Annotated in this window: 17 protein-coding genes and 4 tRNA genes; 5 read left to right on the plus strand and 16 right to left on the minus strand. The window is 60.5% G+C overall.

All coding sequences use genetic code 11. The annotated features are described in order from the left end of the window. Positions 1 to 19: 19 nt before the first annotated feature. From leuB to leuC, 4 genes are all read right to left on the minus strand, one after another. Positions 20 to 1,102, minus strand: a complete 1,083-nt coding sequence (gene leuB / locus CAF74_RS22695; protein WP_085655206.1) for a 3-isopropylmalate dehydrogenase — start codon at positions 1,100 to 1,102, stop codon at positions 20 to 22. A 69-nt stretch (positions 1,103 to 1,171) separates the two neighbouring features. Further along, positions 1,172 to 1,936 carry a class I SAM-dependent methyltransferase gene (locus CAF74_RS22700; protein ID WP_085747833.1) on the minus strand — a complete coding sequence of 255 codons (765 nt, stop codon included), beginning with the start codon at positions 1,934 to 1,936 and terminating at the stop codon, positions 1,172 to 1,174. 35 nt (positions 1,937 to 1,971) lie between these two features. Further along, a complete protein-coding gene (gene leuD, locus CAF74_RS22705; RefSeq protein ID WP_007956446.1) occupies positions 1,972 to 2,616 on the minus strand; it encodes a 3-isopropylmalate dehydratase small subunit in 645 nt (214 codons plus the stop codon). Positions 2,617 to 2,627: 11 nt separating this feature from the next. Further along, positions 2,628 to 4,046: a 3-isopropylmalate dehydratase large subunit gene (gene leuC, locus CAF74_RS22710; protein WP_011333350.1), complete on the minus strand. Its 1,419-nt coding sequence runs from the start codon at positions 4,044 to 4,046 to the stop codon at positions 2,628 to 2,630. 140 nt (positions 4,047 to 4,186) lie between these two features. Between leuC and CAF74_RS22715 the strand changes: the two genes are divergently transcribed. From CAF74_RS22715 to CAF74_RS22725, 3 genes are all read left to right on the plus strand, one after another. Continuing rightward, positions 4,187 to 5,077: a LysR family transcriptional regulator gene (locus CAF74_RS22715; RefSeq protein ID WP_085747834.1), complete on the plus strand. Its 891-nt coding sequence runs from the start codon at positions 4,187 to 4,189 to the stop codon at positions 5,075 to 5,077. Positions 5,078 to 5,145: 68 nt separating this feature from the next. Beyond that, on the plus strand, positions 5,146 to 8,424 hold the full coding sequence (locus CAF74_RS22720; protein ID WP_085747835.1) for a bifunctional diguanylate cyclase/phosphodiesterase: 3,279 nt from the start codon (positions 5,146 to 5,148) through the stop codon (positions 8,422 to 8,424). A gap of 107 nt (positions 8,425 to 8,531) precedes the next feature. Further along, entirely contained in the window at positions 8,532 to 10,223 is a 1,692-nt protein-coding gene (locus tag CAF74_RS22725; protein WP_085747836.1) for a molecular chaperone HscC, read from the plus strand. Here CAF74_RS22725 and CAF74_RS22730 read toward each other — a convergent pair. The 12 genes from CAF74_RS22730 to gltX form a co-directional block, all read right to left on the minus strand. Then, positions 10,220 to 12,916 carry a J domain-containing protein gene (locus tag CAF74_RS22730; protein WP_085747837.1) on the minus strand — a complete coding sequence of 899 codons (2,697 nt, stop codon included), beginning with the start codon at positions 12,914 to 12,916 and terminating at the stop codon, positions 10,220 to 10,222. The genes CAF74_RS22725 and CAF74_RS22730 overlap by 4 nt on opposite strands. Further along, the gene (locus CAF74_RS22735) at positions 12,913 to 13,608 is read right to left on the minus strand and encodes a DUF1266 domain-containing protein (protein WP_085747838.1); all 696 of its coding nucleotides are present in this window, start codon (positions 13,606 to 13,608) and stop codon (positions 12,913 to 12,915) included. Before CAF74_RS22735 ends, CAF74_RS22730 begins: the two co-directional genes overlap by 4 nt. Before the next feature lie 185 nt (positions 13,609 to 13,793). Next, complete coding sequence (locus tag CAF74_RS22740) at positions 13,794 to 14,237, minus strand: Hsp20 family protein (RefSeq protein WP_011333344.1); 444 nt, start codon at positions 14,235 to 14,237, stop codon at positions 13,794 to 13,796. 121 nt (positions 14,238 to 14,358) lie between these two features. Beyond that, positions 14,359 to 15,318 (minus strand): tRNA-dihydrouridine synthase, encoded by a 960-nt coding sequence (locus CAF74_RS22745; protein WP_085747839.1) that lies wholly within the window; start codon positions 15,316 to 15,318, stop codon positions 14,359 to 14,361. 35 nt (positions 15,319 to 15,353) lie between these two features. Then, complete coding sequence (locus CAF74_RS22750) at positions 15,354 to 15,815, minus strand: thioesterase family protein (protein WP_085747840.1); 462 nt, start codon at positions 15,813 to 15,815, stop codon at positions 15,354 to 15,356. A gap of 47 nt (positions 15,816 to 15,862) precedes the next feature. Continuing rightward, entirely contained in the window at positions 15,863 to 16,696 is an 834-nt protein-coding gene (locus tag CAF74_RS22755; protein WP_085747841.1) for an alpha/beta fold hydrolase, read from the minus strand. Between the two features lie 30 nt (positions 16,697 to 16,726). Continuing rightward, complete coding sequence (locus CAF74_RS22760; protein WP_007956432.1) at positions 16,727 to 17,266, minus strand: TetR/AcrR family transcriptional regulator; 540 nt, start codon at positions 17,264 to 17,266, stop codon at positions 16,727 to 16,729. A 183-nt stretch (positions 17,267 to 17,449) separates the two neighbouring features. Continuing rightward, positions 17,450 to 17,525 (minus strand) — tRNA-Glu (locus tag CAF74_RS22765). 78 nt (positions 17,526 to 17,603) lie between these two features. Continuing rightward, a tRNA-Ala gene (locus tag CAF74_RS22770) sits at positions 17,604 to 17,679 on the minus strand. Between the two features lie 53 nt (positions 17,680 to 17,732). After that, positions 17,733 to 17,808, minus strand: a tRNA-Glu gene (locus CAF74_RS22775). Between the two features lie 79 nt (positions 17,809 to 17,887). Further along, positions 17,888 to 17,963, minus strand: a tRNA-Ala gene (locus CAF74_RS22780). 202 nt (positions 17,964 to 18,165) lie between these two features. Then, complete coding sequence (gltX, locus tag CAF74_RS22785) at positions 18,166 to 19,647, minus strand: glutamate--tRNA ligase (RefSeq protein WP_007956429.1); 1,482 nt, start codon at positions 19,645 to 19,647, stop codon at positions 18,166 to 18,168. A gap of 230 nt (positions 19,648 to 19,877) precedes the next feature. On the opposite strand from gltX, the gene CAF74_RS22790 reads away from it, so the two are divergent. Beyond that, positions 19,878 to 20,927 (plus strand): HlyD family secretion protein, encoded by a 1,050-nt coding sequence (locus tag CAF74_RS22790; protein WP_085607876.1) that lies wholly within the window; start codon positions 19,878 to 19,880, stop codon positions 20,925 to 20,927. 49 nt (positions 20,928 to 20,976) lie between these two features. Beyond that, on the plus strand, positions 20,977 to 22,467 hold the full coding sequence (locus CAF74_RS22795) for an MDR family MFS transporter (protein ID WP_170844900.1): 1,491 nt from the start codon (positions 20,977 to 20,979) through the stop codon (positions 22,465 to 22,467). Positions 22,468 to 22,519: the final 52 nt, after the last annotated feature.

Below are 22,519 nucleotides of genomic sequence, written 5' to 3' on the forward strand. Positions count from 1 at the left end.
TCGCAGCGGGCCCGAGAGATTACAGATTCCGCAGCGCGGCGACTACTGCGTCACCCATTTCCTGCGTACCGACTTTAGTGCAACCGGTCGAAAAGATGTCGCCGGTGCGCAGACCCTGATCCAGCACCACGCTGACCGCTTTCTCGATGGCATCCGCCGCTTCGTGCAGATTGAAGCTGTAACGCAGCATCATCGATACCGACAGAATGGTCGCCAGCGGGTTGGCGATGCCTTTGCCCGCGATGTCCGGCGCCGAACCGTGGCAAGGCTCGTACATGCCCTTGTTGTTGGCATCCAGCGAGGCCGACGGCAGCATGCCGATGGAGCCGGTGAGCATCGACGCTTCGTCGGACAGGATGTCGCCGAACATGTTGTCGGTGACGATCACGTCGAACTGCTTCGGTGCACGCACCAGTTGCATCGCGGCGTTGTCGACATACATGTGGCTCAGCTCAACGTCCGGGTAATCCTTGGCGACCTGCTCGACCACTTCACGCCACAGTTGGCTGGACGCCAGTACGTTGGCCTTGTCCACCGAGCACAGTTTCTTGCCACGCACGCGGGCCATGTCGAAACCGACACGGGCGATACGGCGGATTTCGCTTTCGCTGTACGGCAGCGTGTCGTAAGACTGGCGCTCGCCGTTTTCCAGAGTACGGGTACCGCGCGGCGCGCCGAAGTAGATGCCGCCGGTCAGCTCACGGACGATCAGGATGTCCAGGCCGGCAACGATTTCCGGCTTCAGGCTCGAAGCGTCGGCCAGTTGCGGGTACAGGATCGCCGGACGCAGGTTGCCGAACAGGCCCAGTTGCGCGCGGATTTTCAGCAGGCCGCGTTCAGGGCGGATGTCACGTTCGATGGTGTCCCATTTCGGGCCACCCACGGCGCCCAGCAAAACGGCATCGGCAGCGCGAGCGCGGTCGAGGGTTTCGTCGGCCAGCGGCACGCCGTGCTTGTCGATGGCGGCACCACCGATCACGTCATGGCTCAGCTCGAAGCCCAGGCTGTACTTGTCGTTGGCCAGCTCCAGCACCTTGACCGCTTCGGCCATGATTTCCGGACCAATACCGTCGCCTGGGAGAATCAGAATCTGCTTGCTCATGCTTTCCTCGTGTCTTCAGTCGGTGCGCCATCGACGGGCGCGCCCGGAAAAATACTTATCGTTTCAGGATTACTTTTCAGCCCAGAGCACCAGTACATCTGTACTGAACGAACCATCGGCCTCAATCTCAAAATATTCGCGCACTTCGTTGCCCATCGATTGCTGCAACTGGCGGATCGCGGCGCGCATCACTTCGGGTGTGCGCATGCGCTCGACCCAGCTGTTGTACTCCAGACGCAGGCGCTGACGCGTGGTGCTGCGGGTGTGCAGACCAGCCTCGCTGACCTGGCGCAACCACTCACCGGCCGAATAATCGCGCACATGACTGGTATCGCGCAGCACTTCGACGCTCTGCAAATAGGTGTCGAACAGCGGACTGCCCGGCGACAGTACATCGATGAACGCCGCCACGCCGCCCGGTTTCAGCACCCGGCGCACTTCGCGCAAGGCCACGCCGAGATCGCTCCAATGGTGCGCCGAATAACGGCTGAACACGAAGTCGAACTCGCCATCGGCGAACGGCAGGCGCTCGGCGGCGCCGTTGACCGTGGACACGTTGCTCAAGCCGCGATCAACGGCAGCGGCGGCGACCACGTCGAGCATCTGCTGCGACAGGTCGTACGCCACCACTTCTTTCACCAACGGGGCGACGTGAAAACTCACGTGCCCGGCGCCGCAACCCAGGTCCAGCACCCGAGCCTCGCCCTGCCCCGTCAGTTCAGCCTGCAGCAGCGCAAATTCAGTGCCTTGAGCGTGAACGGCGCTGCTCAGGTAGGCGGCGGCCTGTTCACCGAATTGCTTTTGTACAACCTGACTGTGGGCGGTGCTGGTCATGGGTACGTCCTTTTCTGGGTTTCAACCTTTCAGATTCACGCGTCGCGGAACAACCACGGCTGGCTCGCGCGATGCTTGGCTTCAAACGCGGCAATCGCATCGCCGTCCTGCAGGGTCAGGCCGATGTCGTCCAGGCCGTTGAGCAGGCAGTGTTTGCGGAAGGCGTCGATCTCGAAGCGGTAGACCTTGCCGTTCGGGCTGGTGACGGTCTGCTCGTGCAGATCGATCTGCAACTGATAGCCCGGCGCGGCTTCGACCTGCTTGAACAGCTCGTCGACTTCGGCGTCGCTCAGGATGATCGGCAGCAAGCCGTTCTTGAAGCTGTTGTTGAAGAAGATGTCGGCATAGCTCGGCGCGATGATGCTGCGGAAACCGTACTCTTCCAGCGCCCACGGCGCGTGTTCACGGCTGGAGCCGCAACCGAAGTTCTCGCGGGCCAGCAACACGCTGGCGCCTTGATAACGCTCGGCGTTGAGCACGAATTCCTTGTTCAGTGGACGTTTGGAGTTGTCCTGATACGGCTGACCCACATCGAGGTAACGCCACTCGTCGAACAGGTTCGGGCCGAAACCGGTGCGCTTGATCGACTTCAGAAACTGTTTCGGAATGATCTGGTCGGTGTCGACGTTGGCACGATCCAGAGGCGCGACGAGACCAGTGTGCTGGGTAAAAGCTTTCATGCTGCGCTCCTTTAGATCAATTCACGAACGTCGATGAAACGACCGTTCACCGCCGCCGCAGCGGCCATGGCCGGGCTGACGAGGTGGGTACGGCCACCGGCGCCCTGACGGCCTTCGAAGTTACGGTTGGAGGTCGAGGCGCAATGTTCGCCGGACTCCAAACGGTCCGGGTTCATCGCCAGACACATCGAGCAACCCGGCTCGCGCCATTCGAAACCGGCTTCGAGGAAGATCTTGTCCAGACCTTCGGCCTCGGCCTGCGCCTTTACCAGACCCGAGCCCGGCACGACGATGGCCTGCTTGATGGTCGACGCAACCTTGCGGCCCTTGGCAATCACCGCCGCAGCGCGCAAGTCTTCGATCCGCGAGTTGGTGCAGGAACCGATGAATACGCGGTCGAGCTGAATGTCGGTGATCGCCTGATTGGCGGTCAAACCCATGTATTTCAAGGCGCGGACGATCGAGTCGCGCTTGACCAGATCCATCTCTTTAGCCGGGTCCGGCACGTTCTGATCAACGGCCAACACCATTTCCGGCGAAGTGCCCCAGCTGACCTGCGGCTTGATCTGCGTGGCGTCGAGCTCGACCACGGTGTCGAAATGCGCGTCGGCGTCGGACACCAGGTCTTTCCAGGATTCGACCGCCAGATCCCACTCGGCACCTTTCGGTGCGAAAGGACGACCCTTGACGTAATCCACGGTCTTCTGGTCCGCCGCTACCAGGCCCACGCGGGCGCCGGCTTCGATGGACATGTTGCAGATGGTCATGCGGCCTTCGATGGACAGGTCGCGGATCGCGCTGCCGGCGAATTCGATGGCATGGCCGTTACCGCCGGCGGTGCCGATCTTGCCGATCACCGCGAGGACGATGTCCTTGGCGGTCACGCCGAACGGCAACTGGCCTTCGACGCGCACCAGCATGTTCTTCATTTTCTTGGCGACCAGGCACTGAGTGGCGAGCACGTGCTCGACCTCGGAGGTGCCGATCCCGTGAGCCAAGGCGCCGAACGCGCCGTGGGTCGAGGTGTGCGAGTCGCCGCAGACCACGGTCATGCCCGGCAAGGTCGCGCCCTGCTCCGGGCTGATCACGTGAACGATGCCCTGGCGCACGTCGTTCATCTTGAATTCGACGATGCCGTATTCATCGCAGTTGTCGTCGAGGGTCTGAACCTGCAAACGCGAGACCTGGTCGGCAATGGCTTCGATGCCGCCCTTGCGCTCCGGGGTGGTCGGTACGTTGTGGTCCGGGGTGGCGATGTTGGCATCGATGCGCCACGGCTTGCGCCCGGCCAGACGCAGGCCTTCGAAGGCTTGCGGCGAGGTCACTTCGTGGATGATGTGACGATCGATATAGATCAGCGCCGAGCCATCGTCGCGCTGCTTGACCAAATGCGAATCCCAGAGCTTGTCGTAGAGCGTTTTGCCGGCCATCAGACGGTTCCTCATCAGCTTGTTTCTATGCCCTGGGCTTATCAATAACCCTTTGGCTTGTGAGGCCGATCCTATGGGGTTAGATTAAATAACTCAAATTCATATTTTTTATGCTTTGGATAACCAACTGGAATACGAACATGGACCTGGCCAACCTCAATGCTTTTATCGCGATTGCCGAGACCGGAAGCTTCTCCGGCGCCGGTGAACGGCTGCACCTGACACAACCGGCGATCAGCAAACGCATCGCCGGGCTGGAGCAGCAATTGAATGTGCGGCTGTTCGACCGGCTCGGTCGTGAAGTGGGCCTGACCGAGGCCGGCCGGGCCCTGCTGCCAAGGGCTTATCAGATTCTCAACGTACTGGACGACACGCGCCGTGCTCTGACCAACCTGACCGGAGAAGTTACGGGTCGCCTGACTTTGGCCACCAGTCACCACATCGGCCTGCACCGCTTGCCACCGCTGTTGAGGGAATACACTCGCCGCTACCCACAGGTGGCGCTGGATATTCAGTTCCTCGATTCGGAAGTGGCCTACGAAGAAATCCTCCACGGCCGCGCAGAGCTGGCGGTCATCACCCTGGCGCCGGAGCCACATACGCTGGTCAAGGCCACGCCAGTCTGGGATGACCCGCTGGATTTCGTGGTCGCCCCGGAGCATTCATTGATCAGCAACGGCGCCGTCACATTGGCGGACATTGCCGGCCATCCGGCGGTTTTCCCCGGCGGCAACACCTTTACCCACCATATTGTCCAACGGCTGTTCGAGGCTCAGGGGCTGACGCCGAACATCGCCATGAGCACCAACTACCTGGAAACCATCAAGATGATGGTGTCGATCGGCCTGGCCTGGAGCGTTTTGCCGCGCACGATGCTCGATGAACAGGTGACGCGCATACCTTTACCGGGCATACAGCTCAGTCGCCAGCTAGGCTATATCCTGCACACTGAAAGGACGCTGTCGAATGCTGCACGGGCGTTTATGGCCCTGCTGGACGCTCAAATCGATCTGCCAGGGACTCTCGGCTAACTTGTGCTACTCCTATAGAGCTGCCGTCCCTGTGCCTAACGCCCAAATCAGCTCAAGGCCCCTTAACAATGCCGAAATCTGTTGACCGTATTCCGCCGATGCCGCGTATTCAGGCCATTGATCCACGGCGATCCGAGCAGAGCTGGGAGAGCGCGCCGCAATTGCTCGCGGCGCTCAACGGTGCCCGCCTCGGCGCCTGGTACTGGGACATCGAGCGCGGGCAGATCAGTTGGTCGCGCGGCACTCAGGCCTTGTTCGGCTTCGATCCGCGGCAACCGCTGCCCGAAGACCTGGAATACCTTGACCTGCTGCCGCCGGAAGACCGGGCGAAAACCATCCGCGCCTTCCACGCGGTGATTGCCGGTGCGCCGCTGGAACAGGCGATGCACCACCGCATCCGCTGGCCCGACGGCAGCCTGCACTGGCTGGAGATCAACGGAAGCCTGTTGCCGGACAAACACGGTCGCCCCCGAATGATCGGGGTGATCCGCGAAATCACCCACCAGCGGCAACGGGAACAGGCGCTCAGCAGTTCGGAGAAACGTTTTGCGACACTGTTTCACCTGTGCCCGAACATGGTACTGCTGACCCGTCAGGAAGACGGCCTGATCAGCGAGGCCAACCAGTATTTCGAAAGCCTGTTCGGCTGGCCGGTGCAGAGCGCCATCGGTCGCACCACCCTGGAACTGGGCCTGTGGGTGCATCCCGAGCAACGGGCCGAGCTGGTCAAGAAGACCAAGGCCAAGGGCGAACTGATCAGCATGGAGGTGCAGTTTCGCGCCAGCAACGGCCAGATCCACGACGGCATCCTTAGCGCGCAAAAGGTCGAACTCGAAGGCCAGCCGTACCTGCTCAGTACCTTCCTCGACACCACTGAACGCAAAGCCGCCGAACATGCCCTGAAAGACAGCCAGGAACGCCTCGACCTGGCGCTGGATTCGGCGCAGCTCGGCACCTGGGACTGGCACATTCCCAGCGGCATGCTCTATGGCTCGGCCCGCGCTGCGCAATTACACGGTCTGGAGCCAAAACCGTTCCATGAGTCGTTCGAAGAGTTCTTCGAGGGCGTCCCCGGCGAAGAGCGCGACAGCATGCGCGACGCCTATCGCAGCCTGCGCGAAGGCCCGGCCGGCAATTACCAGCTGACTTACCGCGTACAACTGCCCGACGGCAGCTCGCGTTATCTGGAAAGCCGCGCCCGCCTCTATCGCGACGACAACGGCGTACCGTTGCGGATGGCCGGCACCCTGCTGGACATCACCGATCAGGTTGAACGCGAGCAACGGCTGGTGGCTTCGGAAGAGAAATTCGCCACGCTGTTCCAGGTCAGTCCCGACCCGATCTGCGTCACGCGTCAGGAAACCGGGGAATTCATCGAGATCAACTCCAGTTTCTCCCAAACCTTCGGCTGGAGCGCCAGCGATGTGATCGGCCACACCGCCGAAGAAATCGGCCTGTGGGACGCCTCGGCGAAAAGCCTGCAACGCATCGAACGGGTGATCCGCGAACAGGGCCTGAGCAATGTTGCGATCATCGTCCAGCACAAGGACGGCCAGTCGCTGACCTGCGTGATTTCCAGCCGTCAGATCAGCGTCGGCAACCAGCCGTGCATCGTTACCACGCTGCGCGACATCACCCAGCAACAGCGCTCGGAAGCGGCGCTCAAGGCCAGCGAAGAGAAATTCGCCAAGGCGTTCCACTCCAGCCCCGACGCCATCACCATCACCGAGCGCGACACCGGACGTTATCTTGAGGTCAACGACGGTTTCTGCCGCCTCACCGGCTACCGCGCCGACGAAGTGGTGGGCAAAACCGTGTATCAGGTCGGTATCTGGGCCGAGGAAAAACAACGCTCGGCACTGCTCGCCGAGCTGCAGATCAAGGGCCGCGTGCACCATCAGGAAATGCTCGGGCGCAACAAGCGCGGCGAGATCCTGACGGTGGAAGTCTCGGTCGAACCGATCACTCTCAACGAAACCGCCTGCCTGCTGCTCACCGCCCGGGACGTCAGCCTGCTGAAGAACGCCGAGGCGCAGATTCGCCACCTGGCCTATCACGATCCGCTGACCAACCTGCCCAACCGCGCACTGCTGATGGATCGCCTGAGCCAGCAGATCGCCCTGCTCAAGCGCCACAACCTGCGCGGGGCGCTGCTGTTTCTCGATCTGGATCACTTCAAGCACATTAATGACTCGCTGGGGCACCCGGTCGGCGACACGGTGCTGAAAATCATCACCGCGCGGCTTGAAGCCAGCGTGCGCATGGAAGACACAGTGGCGCGGCTCGGTGGCGATGAATTCGTGGTGTTGCTCAGTGGGTTGGAAGGCACGCGCAACGAAGTCAGCGCCCAGGTACGCGAGCTGGCCGACACCATTCGCGAACTGCTGTCAGAGCCGATGTTCCTCGACGGCCAGCGCCTGCAAGTGACGCCGAGCATCGGCGTGGCGCTGATTCCCGATCACGGCTCGACACCGACCGACCTGCTCAAACGCGCCGATATTGCGCTGTACCGGGCCAAGGATTCGGGGCGCAACACCACGCAGATGTACCACAACACCATGCAAAAGGCGGCCAGCGAACGGCTGCGCATGGAGACCGACCTGCGCCTGGCGCTGTCCCGGGGCGAGTTCGACGTGCACTACCAACCGCAAATCGACGCCCGGGACAACCGCATCATCGGCGCCGAAGCCCTGGTGCGCTGGAATCACCCGGAACTCGGCGCGCAATCGCCCACCGAATTCATCAAGGTGCTGGAGGACAGCGGGCTGATTCTGGAAGTCGGCACCTGGATCCTCGATGAGGCGTGCGAAGCCTTCAAGCAATTGATCGCCGAAAAACTGATCGACCCTCTGGCCTTCAGCCTGTGCGTGAACATCAGCCCCCGGCAGTTCCGCCAGAACGACTTCGTCGAGCGCATCGAGCGCAGCATGAGCAGCCACGGCCTGCCCTGCTCCTTGCTGAAACTGGAAATCACCGAAGGCATCGTCATTCAGAATCTGGAAGACACCATCAGCAAAATGCGTCGACTGAAAAAACTCGGCGTGAGTTTCGCTATGGACGATTTCGGCACCGGCTATTCATCGCTGACCTACCTGAAACGATTGCCGGTGGACACGCTGAAGATCGATCAGTCGTTCATCCGCGACGCCACCACCGACCCCAACGACGCCGAAATCATCCGCGCCATCGTCGCCATGGCCCGCAGCCTGGAACTGGAAGTGATTGCTGAAGGCGTGGAAACCCCGGAACAGCTGGCCTTCCTGCAAGGGTTGGGCTGCCATTTGTATCAGGGTTATCTGCACAGCCGGCCGTTGCCGCTGGAAGGGTTGAAGGGATTGCTGAAATGACCCGACACCTGCGATTGCTTGTCGCAAGTATTGACCCAGGCCGGTAATTGCCAGGGTTGGCGGCAACCTGTAGGGTCGCGTTTTTTCGCGCTGTTTCGAGATCGATCATGCAGGATGCAACCCTCCCCCGCCCGGCCCTGCTGGGCATTGACCTTGGCACCACCAACAGTTTGATCGCCGTCTGGCTGGACGGTCAGGCCCGATTGATCCCCAACGCCCTCGGCGAGGTACTGACCCCTTCGGTGGTCAGTCTCGATGAAGACGAGACCATTCTGGTCGGCAAAGCCGCACGCGCACGCCTGACGACCCACCCGGAACGCACGGCCGCCGCGTTCAAGCGATTCATGGGCAGCGACCGGCAGATCGAACTCGGCACCAAAACCTTCAGCCCCGAAGAGTTATCGGCACTGGTGCTGGGCTCACTCAAGCAGGACGCCGAAGCCTTTCTCGGTCATCCGGTTTCTGAAGCAGTGATTTCCGTACCGGCGTATTTCAGTGACGAGCAACGCAAACGCACCCTGTTCGCCGCCGAACTGGCGGGCCTGAAGGTCTCCCGACTGATCAACGAGCCAACCGCCGCTGCAATGGCGTATGGCCTGCACGAGCAAAAATTCGAACGCACGCTGATCTTCGATCTGGGCGGCGGGACGTTCGATGTCACGGTGCTGGAATATGCGTTGCCGCTGATTGAAGTGCATGCGTCCACCGGTGACAACTTTTTGGGTGGTGAGGACTTTACCGCTGCACTGCTGAATGCCTGTCTGAAAAGCTGGCAACTGACCCCGTCGATGATTGATCCGCAAGGCATGGCCAGCCTGGGCGATGCCCTGGAACAACTCAAATGCAAACTCGGCGAAGGACCTCAATCGCTGAACTGGCGCCATGCCGACGAACTGTACGAATGGTCGCTGGATGAAGCCGCTGCCGTGAAGATCTGGGAACCGTTGCTGGCACGATTGCGCGCGCCGATCGAACAGGCCCTGCGCGATGCGCGCCTGAAACCACGGGATCTCGACAGTCTGGTGCTGGTCGGTGGGGCAACGCGGATGCCTGCGGTACAACAGTTGGTCGCCACACTGTTCGGACGCCTGCCCTACCGACATCTTGATCCCGACACCCTCGTTGCACTGGGTGCGGCCACGCAAGCGGCCTGCAAGGCGCGCGATGGTGCGATCGAAGAACTGATTCTGACCGATGTCTGCCCGTATACGCTGGGCATCGCAACCATGCGTGGCAAAGGCATCGACGGCGCCTTTTCACCGATCATCGAACGCAACACCATCATCCCGACGTCACGGGTCGAGCGCTACCACACAACCCATCCCCGGCAGGAGCTGCTGCGCATTGCCGTTTATCAGGGTGAGCGGCCGTGGGTACGTGACAACATCCTCATTGACGCTTTCGATGTCACCTTGACGCCCACCGATAACATTCAGGAGTTGGACGTACGCTTCAGTTACGACATCAACGGTTTACTCGAGGTCGACGTCACGCTGCTCCAGACCGGCGAACGCCACAGCCACAGCATCGACCGCAGTCCCACCGGGCTGAATGAACAAGCACGCAGAGACAGCCATAACCGTCTGTCGACGCTGAAGGTCCATCCACGCGACGCATTGCCCAACCGCACACTGCTGGCCCGTCTGGAGCGGGCATGGATGCAAAGTCTGGGCACGCAGCGCGAACACATTGCCGAGTGGCTGCACAACTTCACCACGGTACTCGGCGGACAGCAGCCGGCCGAGATCGCCAGCCACCGCTCAGAGCTCAACAAGGCGCTGGATCAACTGCGCCTCTAACCGTTAAGTAGCCGCAGAGCAGCCTGCAGACCACCGGACAGCATCTCGCCACCGCCGCTGTCCGGTGGCACCCCGTACCGGTTGGGCAACTTGTCACCGGGAAAGCCGAACAGCAGCAGCGGCAGAAACGGCAAGACCGGCAACAAGGCCATGAATATCAGCAATGTGGGCAGGCCTCGTCCCATATCATGCAAACGGCGCAGAGTGGCACCGAATAACAGCAGAACACCCAGTAACAGGATCAGAATGCCAAAGAATGTGGTACCGCTGATCAATCCTGCCACCGGCGTAATCACCACCCCCCCCAGGACCTGGGCGATAAAAGCCTTGCGCCCCAGCCGCGACCCCAGGCGCCAGATCGCCCCTGCTGGCACCGGCTGAATATCACTTTTGGCCAACATCAAACGCTCCGACCAGGACAGCAAGGCACACAGCGCCAGGCGCAAGCCGATACTGTTCTTCACGTCATCCTTGCCCTGCTGCAATTGGCGCAGCACTCGCGTTTTCGGCACTCCGGCAGCGCCATAGCGAACCATGGCCTTGAGCGAATCGAGGGCTTCGTATGCCAACAGTTTGTCGACCCCAAAATCCGTCAACACCTTGCGCGGCGGCCACACCGGCTCGCCCTTGATCAAGCCGTCACGAAACCCTTCGAACCAGTCATCCTCGCAACTGACTGCCGCGATGGACTGCAGCAAGGCACGATGCTGCTCGGCGCTCAGGCTCGGGTCGTGATAGAGCACGCCCCAGAACATCAACAGCCCCAACAGATCGTCGCCACACGCAGCGCGGTCGCTCTCGATGCAGGTGTAAAGCAGGGTATTGGCAGGCAATCGGGCGCTGTCGAGTGCCTGCTGCACGCTGAACAATTGCTGCACCAACAAGCCGTGCACCGGATCATTGCCTTGCAGCCAGCCCAGTAAACCGTCGCAATTGCCTTGCTCGCGTTGCAACCGCCGCAACAGTGGCTGCAGTCGACTCAAAGGATGAGCCGGACTGAACGGCAGACGCTCCAGGCACTGCCCATCGATCATTGGCAGCCAGCGCTCCGGCTGATCCAGCAACGCCAGCAAAAACACGGTTTGAGCGTGCCACTCCCAGGCAGCCTCGCCCAGCCCCACCGGCGGCAACCCTATCCCGCGACGGCTCAACTGAAGGAGCAGATCGAGCTCGGACAAGTCACAGTCGTCTTTGACGGCGCCCAATTTGAACGCTTCTGCGATGCGCTCCAGGGCGGTGTCACTGTAGGGCCGCAAGCGACGCAGCCACAGACGACAGACCTTGTGCAGCTCGCCTGTTGTCAGTGCCTGCGGCAATTGCTGCGATATTGAATCCGCTTCGCTGAATACGCTCATAGCCTGCGCAATCGGCGCATTCTCCAACCAGCGCAGATGTTGTCCGGCCTGAACTTTGAACCCGCTCAACACCAGGCATTCAAGCGCATCGACCGGGAGCGGCTGATCCAGAATCCGCTGCAGCAAGACCGCATCACCGCGATGCAGCGCCCAGGCATGCCGGTACAGTTGCAGCAGCCTGCTGTCGGCATTCTCACCCAGCAGTTGGGCAAGCAACGGGAGTTCATCGCCTGTCATGCGCCAATCGACAAAACTTTGCGCCAGGCTATCGAGCTTCAACCGTCCAACACCCAACCAACGGTTCAGCGTCTCGGGGCGTTGTGACGGACTGCCGTATACCTGCGCGTCATCCCCGAGATCCGCAGGCCACTCGGAGAAATCGCCCAGACAATCGAACGCCTGAATCAGCAGAGGCAGAAAAGTCGGTTGCCGCTTGGCGCACAATTCCAGCAGACGACTTTCGGCCATAGGATGGCGGAACTCGTTCCACAGTCGGATCCAGCAAGGCAATGCCTGATCGTCCCGCCCCAGCAGACTGCTCTGACACGCCAACAGGTAAAGCCAGTCCACGTCATCAGGTGCCTCCAGCTGCTTTTCGACGCAGCACTGCAAAAATGTCGATGCACCGATGCCCGCCTGAGTGAACTGCACCAGCAAACGCTTGATGAACGCAGCATCATCCGGCAACGGCAGACAGGTGTGCTGACCGGCGAAGTCGGCAAACTCATGGAGTGGACGCTTGGCGAAAATGAAGTCAAGGCTGCGTGCGTACCAGAGTGTTTCGGTCTGCGCAGCCTCTGACCAAGCGCTCATCAGATCGGTATCGAACGGGTCAGGCGTTTCAATTCGTTGCAGAAAGGCTTCAACCCGCTGTGCGTCTTCGAATTCCAGATCCAGCAACTGCTGATCCCAGGCCATTCGCCTGGCCAACAAATTCGCGCAGCGGTAAGACAGCGGACCGGCGTCGGCCAGCCGGTGGTAGAGCCCCCAACTGAGTTCATCAAGCTGTTCCAGCGACAGCTCATCAAGCGCCCGGACAAATGCCTGCCATGCCCCGACATTGAACCGCCGCGCGGGATCGTCAAGTAATTCGCAGAAATCCACGAACGCCTGCGGGACCTCGACAACCTCCTGCCCTGACTCTTCAGTTTCTTCCTCGGGCGCTTCTTCCTCGCCTTCCCGCGCCAGACGCAACGCGTTTTCGTAGGCCATACGCAGCGCCTGAAAACCTTCCGGATCGGTTTCCGGATGATGCGACGGCAAACGTGCGCGGTAGGCATCACGAATCCGGGTTTCGTCGGAGGTGGGCTCGATGCCCAGGCGAATCCAGCAACTCATGACCAGTCGAACTCCTTGAGCGATGCCGGACGGGGTAACGAATCAATTTCCATGTGCCAGGGCAGGTCGGCGAGAAAGTGCGGGATGTTCTGGGCGAGGCCGCGGGTGATCCGCAGGTTATGAGCACTGTCCCCCTGCCGCTCCAACTCCCAGGCTAACTCGTCGTCGCTTGTGTTCAGGCAGCACCAAAAGCTGCGACCCACAACAAAGCCATTGAAGTAGGACATCCAGTTACCGTAGTGAAACTGCGCCCTGACGGCCAAACGACTGTGCAACCAGTTGCTTTCGGCCAGATCAATCCACTGATTGCGCACTGCGCAACGCAAGAGAAACCCCATCCGCCCGTAATCCCAGGACAAGATCCCTCCTGGACCACAACCGCCAAAAGTGCGACTGGCAAACTCATGCAGAACACGCTCGCGAGGGCTCAGCTCTTCGAGCAGGCGTTGCCATTCATTCGGCAGACAACGTTGCCACGCCGAATAGGCGCCACTCAGGTGCTTGGCATGTCCGTCGTCCGTCATCCATTGAAGCATGTCGAACAATTGTCGCCGGTCATCGATTCCCCAGCTGCCTTTCAGATCGATATAGCGGTCGTCGCAGAAGGCAGGGTCGTCATACCCGGCGCCGGTATTGAGCGCTGCCATTGGCGCAGAAAGGGCGCACAGCCAGCGCTGTTGAATATCGTCCATGAAAAAAGGCTCCAGGCCGACCGCTAAGGATGGGGTCGGCTAAACTGCGGCGGATTGTAGAGAAACCGCCGCTGGCGGCAAAGTCGAACAGCCATTTTCCTGCGCCCACAAAAAAGGCCCCGACGTATCGGGGCCTTCATTCAGCGGCTTATCGCCCGTTCAGACGATTTGTTTCTGCAAGTGACTCAGTGTTGCAGAGCCGGCTGCGCTCCGTTGATCGGGATGCGCTTGGCTTTCGCCTCTTCCGGGATCACGCGCAACAGGTCGATGCTCAACAGACCGTTGCTCAGGCCGGCGGCCTTGATCTCGATGTGATCGGCCAGACGGAAGGACAACTTGAATGCACGCTGGGCAATGCCCTGGTGCAGGAACGTGACGCCTTCGTTGGCATCACGCTTGCCGCCACTGATGGTCAGCACGCCTTTCTCGACTTGCAGTTCCAGGTCTTCTTCCTGGAAACCGGCCGCCGCCACGACGATGCGGTATTGATCGTCACCGTGTTTTTCCACGTTGTAAGGCGGATAGGTGCTGCCTGGCTCGTTGCGCAGAGCGGTTTCGAACAGGTCGTTGAAACGGTCGAAACCCACCGAAGAACGGAACAGTGGAGCGAGGGAAAATGCAGTACTCATGATTCAAATCTCCTGAAAACAATCAGCAAGTTTTTTTGTCTCCGCGACCCGAATTCGGCATCGCGTAACCCTTAGATAGGGACCTGCGTTTTGTTTTCAAGAGATCGTTTGAAGATTTTTTTCAGGCGGCTTCGGCGACCGGCAAACCCAGCAAACGCGAGACCTGATCCGGCTCGGTCTCCCGGCGCAGCACGGTAAAAAGCTCAACGGCTTCGGGATAATTGCGGGTCAACATGGCCAACCACTGCTTCAAACGGCCCGGCGATTGGCGCGCGGTCATTTGTGCTTTGGCTTGCAGCCAGAAGTCCTGGATCAGCGGCATCAGTTCGGTCCAGGTCATCTCGACGACGTCCTCGCCGGCACGGGCGGCGGCGATCTGCCTGGCCAGATCCGGACGCGACACCAGACCACGACCGAGCATGATGTCTTCGACGCCGCTGATTTCCCGGCAGCGGCGCCAGTCTTCGACGCTCCAGATGTCGCCATTGGCAAACACCGGCACCTTGACCACGTCCTGCACGCGCGGGATCCATTCCCAATGCGCTGGCGGCTTGTAGCCGTCGACCTTGGTCCGGGCGTGAACCACGATGTGCTCGGCACCGCCCTCGGCCAGCGCCGTGGCGCAGACCAGCGAGCCGTCCGGACTGTCGAAACCCAGGCGCATCTTGGCGGTAACCGGAATGTGTGCAGGAACGGCGCGACGCACGTGCTCGACGATCCGGTTGAGCAGTTCCGGCTCCTTGAGCAGCACCGCACCGCCACGGGATTTGTTGACCGTTTTTGCCGGACAACCGAAGTTCAGGTCGATCACTTCAGAACCGAGCTCGCAGGCCAGCGCCGCGTTTTCTGCCAGGCACACCGGATCGGAACCCAGCAATTGCACGCGCAGCGGCACGCCGGAAGCGGTGCGCGCACCGTTGAGCAGTTCAGGGCCGAACTTGTGGAAATAGGCCGGGGTCAGCAACTGATCGTTGACCCGAATGAACTCGGTCACGCACCAGTCAATACCGCCGACACGGGTCAGGACATCGCGCAGGATGTCGTCGACCAACCCTTCCATCGGCGCCAGAGCAATTTGCATGGGAAACACACACTCAAGGAAAAACGTGCGGCAGTTTACTGGGTTTCGCGGGTTAAACCCATGTCCGCTGTCCGGATGGCCGGGCCGTAGCCGTCGATGAACTCGGCGGGCATGCGCTTGGGCCTGCCGGTGGACAGCTCGATGCAAACGAAGGTGGTCTGGGCGCGCAGCAGCGTGGTGTTGTCGCTGGGGCGAATCAACTGGAAGTGACGGGTCATTTTCAGGCGCTGATCCCAATCGACGATCCAGGTCGCCAGTTGCAGCTCGTCGCCTTCATAGGCGGCGGCCAGGTAATCGATTTCGTGGCGCACAACGGCCATCGCCCGATCCAGACGCCGGTACTCGACCAGATCCAGACCCAGACGCTGCGAGTGGCGCCAGGCGCAGCGCTCGAGCCAGGTCACGTAGACCGCGTTGTTGGCGTGGCCCAGCCCGTCGATGTCCTCGGCGCCCACTTGCAGATCAATGGTAAACGGCGTTGCCCGATCCCAGCCCATGCCCTACTCCCGGTCAAATGATTCAACCGGGGCAGTGTAACGGATGACTAGGCCGATTGCCGCGCCTGAAGGCTGCGCCCGGCCAGCAGTGATAACACGCCATCAATCACCCGAGGGTCGGCCAGTACGCGCTGATGGCCGCCGGCTTCCAGACGCAGCAAGCGACTGTCGAACCAGGATTCGTGGATCAGTTGGGATTCCTTGACCGAAACGAAAGTGTCGTCTTCGGCATGCACGATCAGGCCCGGTATATCCAGTTGATAGTGGGCGACATCGAGGGTGGCGGCGCGCATGCCGACGTCCTGTTCAACCTCGCGAATGAACGCGGAACGAGCTCTGGGTGGCATGCCGACGTAGCGGGCAAATCCGCGCAAAACACCAAGAATTCGCGCCGGAGCGGCAATGCTCACCAAGGTCTCGGTACGCAACCCCAGTTGCACAGCGAGCATGGCACTGGCACCGCCCATGGAGTGGCCGATGACCGCTTGCAACGGCGGCAATTCGGCCGCGGCTTCAAGCATCGCTCGAGCGAACAGCACCACGTTGGCTTCGCGCCCCGGCGAGCGACCGTGGGCCGGACCATCCAGCGCGACAACCGTGTAGCCCGCGTCGACCAGCGCCGTGATCAACGCGGCAAACTGGGTGGGTCGCCCTTCCCAGCCGTGCATCAGCAGGACCGTCGGGCCTTGTCCCCAGCGCAGAGCCGAGAGACCGAAACGCAAGGTAATGCGCTCGGATTTGGCCAGCAGCGGCAATTCCCAGTCCCGCGGTGCATTCGCGCGCGGCGTCATGAACGCCAGCCGCATTTTGCTCGCCACCAGTTTCGGTGCGAACCAGCCCAAGGTGCCATTAACGCCGCGAACCCACTTCAACGTGCTCATCGCTCTCTCCTCGGGCTTGTAGCCTTCAGGTCAACGCACCGCCGACTTGGCAGCACGCAGCAATCGATCGGATAAATCCCCAGGGCCCAACGCCCTTGAGAGCGCCAGACCACCTACCATCAAGGCCACGTCGGCCAACGCTTTATCGATGTCTTCAGGGCTTGAAGCCAACTGCGCAATCATCAGTTCCAGGTGCTCGTTCAGCGCTATGCGGAATTCTTCCGGCAGCCGCCCAAGCTCGCCGATGGAGGCCGGAATCGGGCAGGCCGAATCGCTGGAATCGCGATGCTTGCGCGACAGGTAGAACGCCGCCACCAGGGCGCGGCGCTCTTCACCGGTCAGCTCGCTGTCCATGTCGGCAATGAGGTCGCGACGGCGACCGAGCAATTGCTTGAACGCCTCAAGCATCATTGCGTCCTTACTTTCGAAGTGGGCGTAGAAGCCACCGACGGTCAGGCCGGCTGCACCCATCACTTCGCCCACGCTCGGTTCAGCCGGGCCGCGCTGGATCAGTGCAGCGCTGGCGGCCTTGAGAATGCGTTCGCGGGTTTGAGCTTTCTTGTCGTTCATCGTCGCCTCCGAATATTACGATAGCAATATTATTCTCATAATAATATTCCGCAAGTCACAAGCGTGACCGCTGGTCTGAAGCACAGTGTTAAGGAAAAAGAGGATTTGGCCAAACGCCAGACAAACAAAAGGGCCATTCAATAATTGAATGACCCTTATAAAATCCCGCAGAGCGGGTAATCGTGGCGTCCCCTAGGGGACTCGAACCCCTGTTACCGCCGTGAAAGGGCGGTGTCCTAGGCCACTAGACGAAGGGGACACAAACCTTCTATACAACTGATCAGCGCTGAGTACTGATCGATTCAAGGCCGGTGTGGCCAGACCTTGAACTGTAAATTGGTGGAGCTAAGCGGGATCGAACCGCTGACCTCCTGCATGCCATGCAGGCGCTCTCCCAGCTGAGCTATAGCCCCGGATTTTTCGCCTCTCGGCGGAGCGACATCTTGCAACATCGCTTCTGTAAAACTGGCGTCCCCTAGGGGACTCGAACCCCTGTTACCGCCGTGAAAGGGCGGTGTCCTAGGCCACTAGACGAAGGGGACGCAAACCCTTCTATACAACTGATCAACGCTGAGTGTTGATCGCTTCGAAGCCGGTGTGGCCAGGCTTCGAAGTGTAAATTGGTGGAGCTAGACGGGATCGAACCGTCGACCTCTTGCATGCCATGCAAGCGCTCTCCCAGCTGAGCTATAGCCCCTCATCGTTGATGTCATCGCTGAGGACGGGGCGAATCTTAAGGGCGTATCGAAAGGCTGTCAAACTTATTTTTGAAAAAAATCAAAATTTTTTGTCGGCATTACAATCACTTACCGCCCTCCCCCCGTAAATTCGGGGGAAAACACCGAAGGACAGGATCAAAAGATCCTGGCCTTCGGCGCGTCCTGCAGAGTCAAACGCAATCAGGCGATGGCGCCCAACAGCTTTTCCCACTCTTTGTTTTCTTTCTTCGACACGCCGCCCAGCAGGTCAATCGCCTGGCGCAGACGGAAACGGGTCAGGTCCGGCCCGAGGATTTCCATCGCATCGAGCACCGACACCGAACTCGCCTGCCCGGTGATCGCGGCAAACATCAGCGGCATTGCATCACGCAGCTTCAGCTCGAGGGATTCGACCACCGCCTGAATCGTCGCGGTGATGCTGTCTTTCTCCCACTGACGCAGGCTCTCAAGCTTCCACAGGATCAACTGCATCAGTTGACGAACCTGATCGCCCGACAGCTTTTTCGATTCGAACAGCTTGGCATCCGGATTCACGCCACCGGCAAAGAAGAACCCGGCCAGCGGTGCAACCTGGCTGAAGGTTTCGACACGGCCCTGAACGTGCGGCGCGATCTTCATCATGTATTCGGAATTGAACGCCCACTTCTGAACGCGAGCGGCGAACTCTTCCACCGGCAGATCACGCAGCCACTGGCCGTTGAGCCACGACAGTTTCTCGATGTCGAAAATCGGCCCGCCCAGCGACACGCGCTTGAGGTCAAAGTTGTCGACCATTTCCTGCAGCGAGAACTTCTCGCGCTCGTCCGGCATCGACCAGCCCATGCGGCCCAGATAGTTGAGCATCGCCTCAGGCATGAAACCCATGCGCTCGTAGAACGTCACCGAAGTCGGGTTTTTGCGTTTGGACAGTTTGCTCTTGTCAGGGTTGCGCAGCAGCGGCATGTAGCACAGCTCCGGTTGTTCCCAGCCGAAGTACTCGTAGAGCAGGATCAGTTTAGGCGCCGACGGCAGCCATTCTTCACCGCGCAGCACGTGGGTTATACCCATCAGGTGATCGTCAACCACGTTGGCCAGGAAGTACGTCGGCAGACCGTCGGTCTTCATCAGCACTTGCATGTCCATGCGATCCCACGGGATCTCGACGTCGCCACGCAGCATGTCCGGAACCACGCAGACGCCTTCGCTCGGCACCTTCATGCGGATCACGTGCGGCTCGCCGGCAGCCAGGCGACGGGCGACTTCTTCCTTGGACAGCAACAGCGCACGGCCGTCGTAACGCGGGGTTTCGCCGCGTGCCATTTGCTCGGCGCGCATCTGGTCCAGCTCTTCGGCGGTGCAGAAGCACGGGAAGGCGTGGCCCATGTCGACCAGTTGCTGGCAATACTTCTGGTAGATATCGCCGCGCTCGCTCTGACGGTACGGGCCGTGCGGGCCGCCAACGTCCGGGCCTTCGCTCCAGTCGATGCCCAGCCAGCGCAGGGCGTCGAAGATCTGCTGTTCGGACTCGCGGGTCGAACGCAACTGATCGGTGTCTTCGATCCGCAGGATGAACTCACCGCCGTGCTGCTTGGCAAAGCAGTAGTTGAACAGTGCGATGTAAGCGGTACCTACGTGGGGATCCCCGGTAGGCGATGGCGCGATGCGAGTGCGGACGGTGGTCATGGCATGTCTCGAAAAGAATGAAAAGCAAAGAACGATCAAGCGGCGAATGGTAACAGGCGACACCCGCCCCGCTCCAGCGGGCAGGGCATTTAAGCCAAGGTTGCGTCTGGAACGCCCGTTGGCCGTGGTGAATGGCCGAATATCAACAGACAGCATTTACCGTTCATCGGCTGTATGCCAGATTCGCCTGCTGATAACTTTCCTTACAATTCCTCGACTACAGTTTGCCCATGCCTGCCCAACTCAAGCGTCGCCTGTTCATTTTCCTGTTGCTGGTCCTGTTGATTGCCGGGGGCTTTTTCGCTCATTGGTTTTTCAAGGGACGCTTTTATGAAAGCACCGACAACGCCTATGTCCAGGGTGAAATCACCCGCGTGTCGAGCCAGTTGAGCGCACGCATCGACGAAGTCCTGGTGCAGGACAATCAACACGTGGAAAAAGGCCAGTTGCTGATCCGTCTCGAAGGCGATGACTTCCGCCTCGCCGTCGATCGCGCCAACGCCGCCCTCGCCACCCGCGAGGCCGAACGCCTGCAAGCTCAGAGCAAACTGACCCAGCAAGCCAGCCTGATCGCCGCCAGCGACGCGCAAGTAGCCACGACCCAGGCGACGCTCGGCCGTTCGCAGGTGGATTTGTCGCGGGCAGAAACCCTGCGCAAACCCGGCTACGTTTCCGAGGAGCGGGTCACCACCCTCTCCGCCGACGCCCACATCGCTCGCTCGCAAGTGGCCAAGGCCCAGGCCGATGCCCAGAGCCAGCGCCAGCAGGTCAACGCACTGACCGCCGAAATCAAACGCCTCGACGCGCAGATCGCCAACGCCCGCGCCGACCTCGCCCAGGCCGAACTGAACCTGACCCGCAGCGAAATCCACGCGCCGATCAGCGGCCTGATCGGCCAGCGTGCCGCGCGCAATGGTCAAGTGGTACAGGCCGGCGCGTATCTTTTGTCGATCGTTCCGGACGAGGACATCTGGGTGCAGGCCAACTTCAAGGAAACCCAGATCGGCCACATGCAGCCGGGTCAGAAGGCCGAACTGCTCTTCGACGCCTATGGCGATACGCCGATTGAGGCCCGGGTCGACAGCCTGTTCGCCGCCTCCGGCGCACAGTTCAGCCTGTTGCCGCCGGACAACGCCACCGGCAACTTCACCAAGGTCGTGCAGCGGATTCCGGTCAAGCTGACCTTCAAGGCCGATAACCCGCTGCACGGCAAGATCCGTCCGGGCATGTCCGTCACCGCCACCGTGAACATCAAAGACGCCCCTGACAATGGCCGGTGATTCACTGATCCGCCCGGTCGGCGAACCGACCCGGCGGGACTGGATCGCGGTGATGAGCGTGATGCTCGGCGCCTTCATGGCGGTGCTCGACATCCAGATCACCAACTCCTCGCTCAAGGACATTCAGGGCGCCCTGTCGGCGACGCTGGAAGAAGGCTCGTGGATCTCGACGTCTTATCTGGTGGCGGAAATCATCATGATTCCGCTGACCGCCTGGCTGGTGCAGTTGTTGTCGGCCCGTCGGCTGGCGGTGTGGGTGTCGCTGGGATTTCTGATTTCGTCGCTGTTGTGCTCGATGGCCTGGAGCCTGGAGAGCATGATCGTGTTTCGCGCCATGCAGGGTTTCACCGGCGGCGCGCTGATCCCGCTGGCGTTCACCCTGACCCTGATCAAACTCCCCGAACATCACCGCGCCAAAGGCATGGCGATGTTTGCCATGACCGCCACCTTCGCCCCGTCCATCGGCCCGACCCTCGGCGGCTGGCTCACGGAAAACTGGGGCTGGGAGTACATCTTCTATATCAACATCCCGCCGGGGCTGATCATGATCGCCGGGCTGATGTATGGACTGGAGAAGAAAGAAGCGCATTGGGAACTGCTGAAAAGTACTGACTACACCGGCATTCTCACGCTGGGCATCGGCCTCGGTTGCCTGCAGGTTTTTCTTGAGGAAGGCCATCGCAAGGACTGGCTGGAATCGAGCCTGATCGTGACGCTGGGCAGCATCGCCCTGCTGAGTTTGATCACCTTTGTGATCGTGCAGATTTCCAAGCCCAATCCGCTGATCAACCTCGGCATTCTGCGCAATCGCAATTTTGGGCTGTCGAGTATTTCCAGCCTGGGCATGGGCGTCGGGCTGTACGGTTCGATCTATCTGCTGCCGCTGTATCTGGCGCAGATCCAGAACTACAACGCCTTGCAGATCGGCGAAGTGATCATGTGGATGGGCGTGCCGCAGCTGTTTCTGATTCCACTGGTGCCGAAGCTGATGAAGTTCGTCTCGCCGAAATGGCTGTGTACGATCGGTTTCGGCCTGTTCGGGCTGGCGAGTTTTTCATCCGGGGTGCTCAACCCTGATTTCGCCGGGCCGCAGTTCAACCAGATCCAGATTATCCGCGCCTTGGGTCAGCCGCTGATCATGGTGACCATTTCGCTGATCGCCACGGCGTACATCCTGCCGCAGGACGCGGGTTCGGCGTCGAGCCTGTTCAACATTTTGCGCAACCTCGGCGGCGCCATCGGCATCGCCCTGCTCGCAACGCTGCTGGACGCGCGCACCAAGACCTACTTCGATTACCTGCGCGAAGCGGTGGTGCCGACCAATCCGCAGGTGGCCGAACGCCTGGCGTCGATGACTGATCGGTTCGGCAGTGACACGGCGGCGTTGGGCAAGTTGAGCGAGATCGTGCATCAGCAGGCGCTGATCATGGCCTACAACGATGCGTTTCATTTTGTCGGGATTGCGCTGGGGATCAGCATGCTGGCGATTTTGCTGACCAAGAAACTGCCCGCCGGACTGAAGGCCGGCGAGGCACATTAACCTTGAGCGGACGCAGAGCGTCCAGGGCTGCATTCCCACGCAGAGCGTGGGA

This window comes from Pseudomonas sp. R45(2017) (assembly GCF_002112305.1).
Lineage (GTDB): Bacteria > Pseudomonadota > Gammaproteobacteria > Pseudomonadales > Pseudomonadaceae > Aquipseudomonas > Aquipseudomonas paraglycinae.

What these genes read in the sequence shown, in the direction of transcription:
- leuB (WP_085655206.1), bottom strand. Translation starts at nt 1,102, where the DNA reads ATGAGCAAGCAGATTCTGATTCTCCCAGGCGACGGTATTGGTCCGGAA.
- CAF74_RS22700 (WP_085747833.1), bottom strand. Translation starts at nt 1,936, where the DNA reads ATGACCAGCACCGCCCACAGTCAGGTTGTACAAAAGCAATTCGGTGAA.
- leuD (WP_007956446.1), bottom strand. Translation starts at nt 2,616, where the DNA reads ATGAAAGCTTTTACCCAGCACACTGGTCTCGTCGCGCCTCTGGATCGT.
- leuC (WP_011333350.1), bottom strand. Translation starts at nt 4,046, where the DNA reads ATGGCCGGCAAAACGCTCTACGACAAGCTCTGGGATTCGCATTTGGTC.
- CAF74_RS22715 (WP_085747834.1), top strand. Translation starts at nt 4,187, where the DNA reads ATGGACCTGGCCAACCTCAATGCTTTTATCGCGATTGCCGAGACCGGA.
- CAF74_RS22720 (WP_085747835.1), top strand. Translation starts at nt 5,146, where the DNA reads ATGCCGAAATCTGTTGACCGTATTCCGCCGATGCCGCGTATTCAGGCC.
- CAF74_RS22725 (WP_085747836.1), top strand. Translation starts at nt 8,532, where the DNA reads ATGCAGGATGCAACCCTCCCCCGCCCGGCCCTGCTGGGCATTGACCTT.
- CAF74_RS22730 (WP_085747837.1), bottom strand. Translation starts at nt 12,916, where the DNA reads ATGAGTTGCTGGATTCGCCTGGGCATCGAGCCCACCTCCGACGAAACC.
- CAF74_RS22735 (WP_085747838.1), bottom strand. Translation starts at nt 13,608, where the DNA reads ATGGACGATATTCAACAGCGCTGGCTGTGCGCCCTTTCTGCGCCAATG.
- CAF74_RS22740 (WP_011333344.1), bottom strand. Translation starts at nt 14,237, where the DNA reads ATGAGTACTGCATTTTCCCTCGCTCCACTGTTCCGTTCTTCGGTGGGT.
- CAF74_RS22745 (WP_085747839.1), bottom strand. Translation starts at nt 15,318, where the DNA reads ATGCAAATTGCTCTGGCGCCGATGGAAGGGTTGGTCGACGACATCCTG.
- CAF74_RS22750 (WP_085747840.1), bottom strand. Translation starts at nt 15,815, where the DNA reads ATGGGCTGGGATCGGGCAACGCCGTTTACCATTGATCTGCAAGTGGGC.
- CAF74_RS22755 (WP_085747841.1), bottom strand. Translation starts at nt 16,696, where the DNA reads ATGAGCACGTTGAAGTGGGTTCGCGGCGTTAATGGCACCTTGGGCTGG.
- CAF74_RS22760 (WP_007956432.1), bottom strand. Translation starts at nt 17,266, where the DNA reads ATGAACGACAAGAAAGCTCAAACCCGCGAACGCATTCTCAAGGCCGCC.
- gltX (WP_007956429.1), bottom strand. Translation starts at nt 19,647, where the DNA reads ATGACCACCGTCCGCACTCGCATCGCGCCATCGCCTACCGGGGATCCC.
- CAF74_RS22790 (WP_085607876.1), top strand. Translation starts at nt 19,878, where the DNA reads ATGCCTGCCCAACTCAAGCGTCGCCTGTTCATTTTCCTGTTGCTGGTC.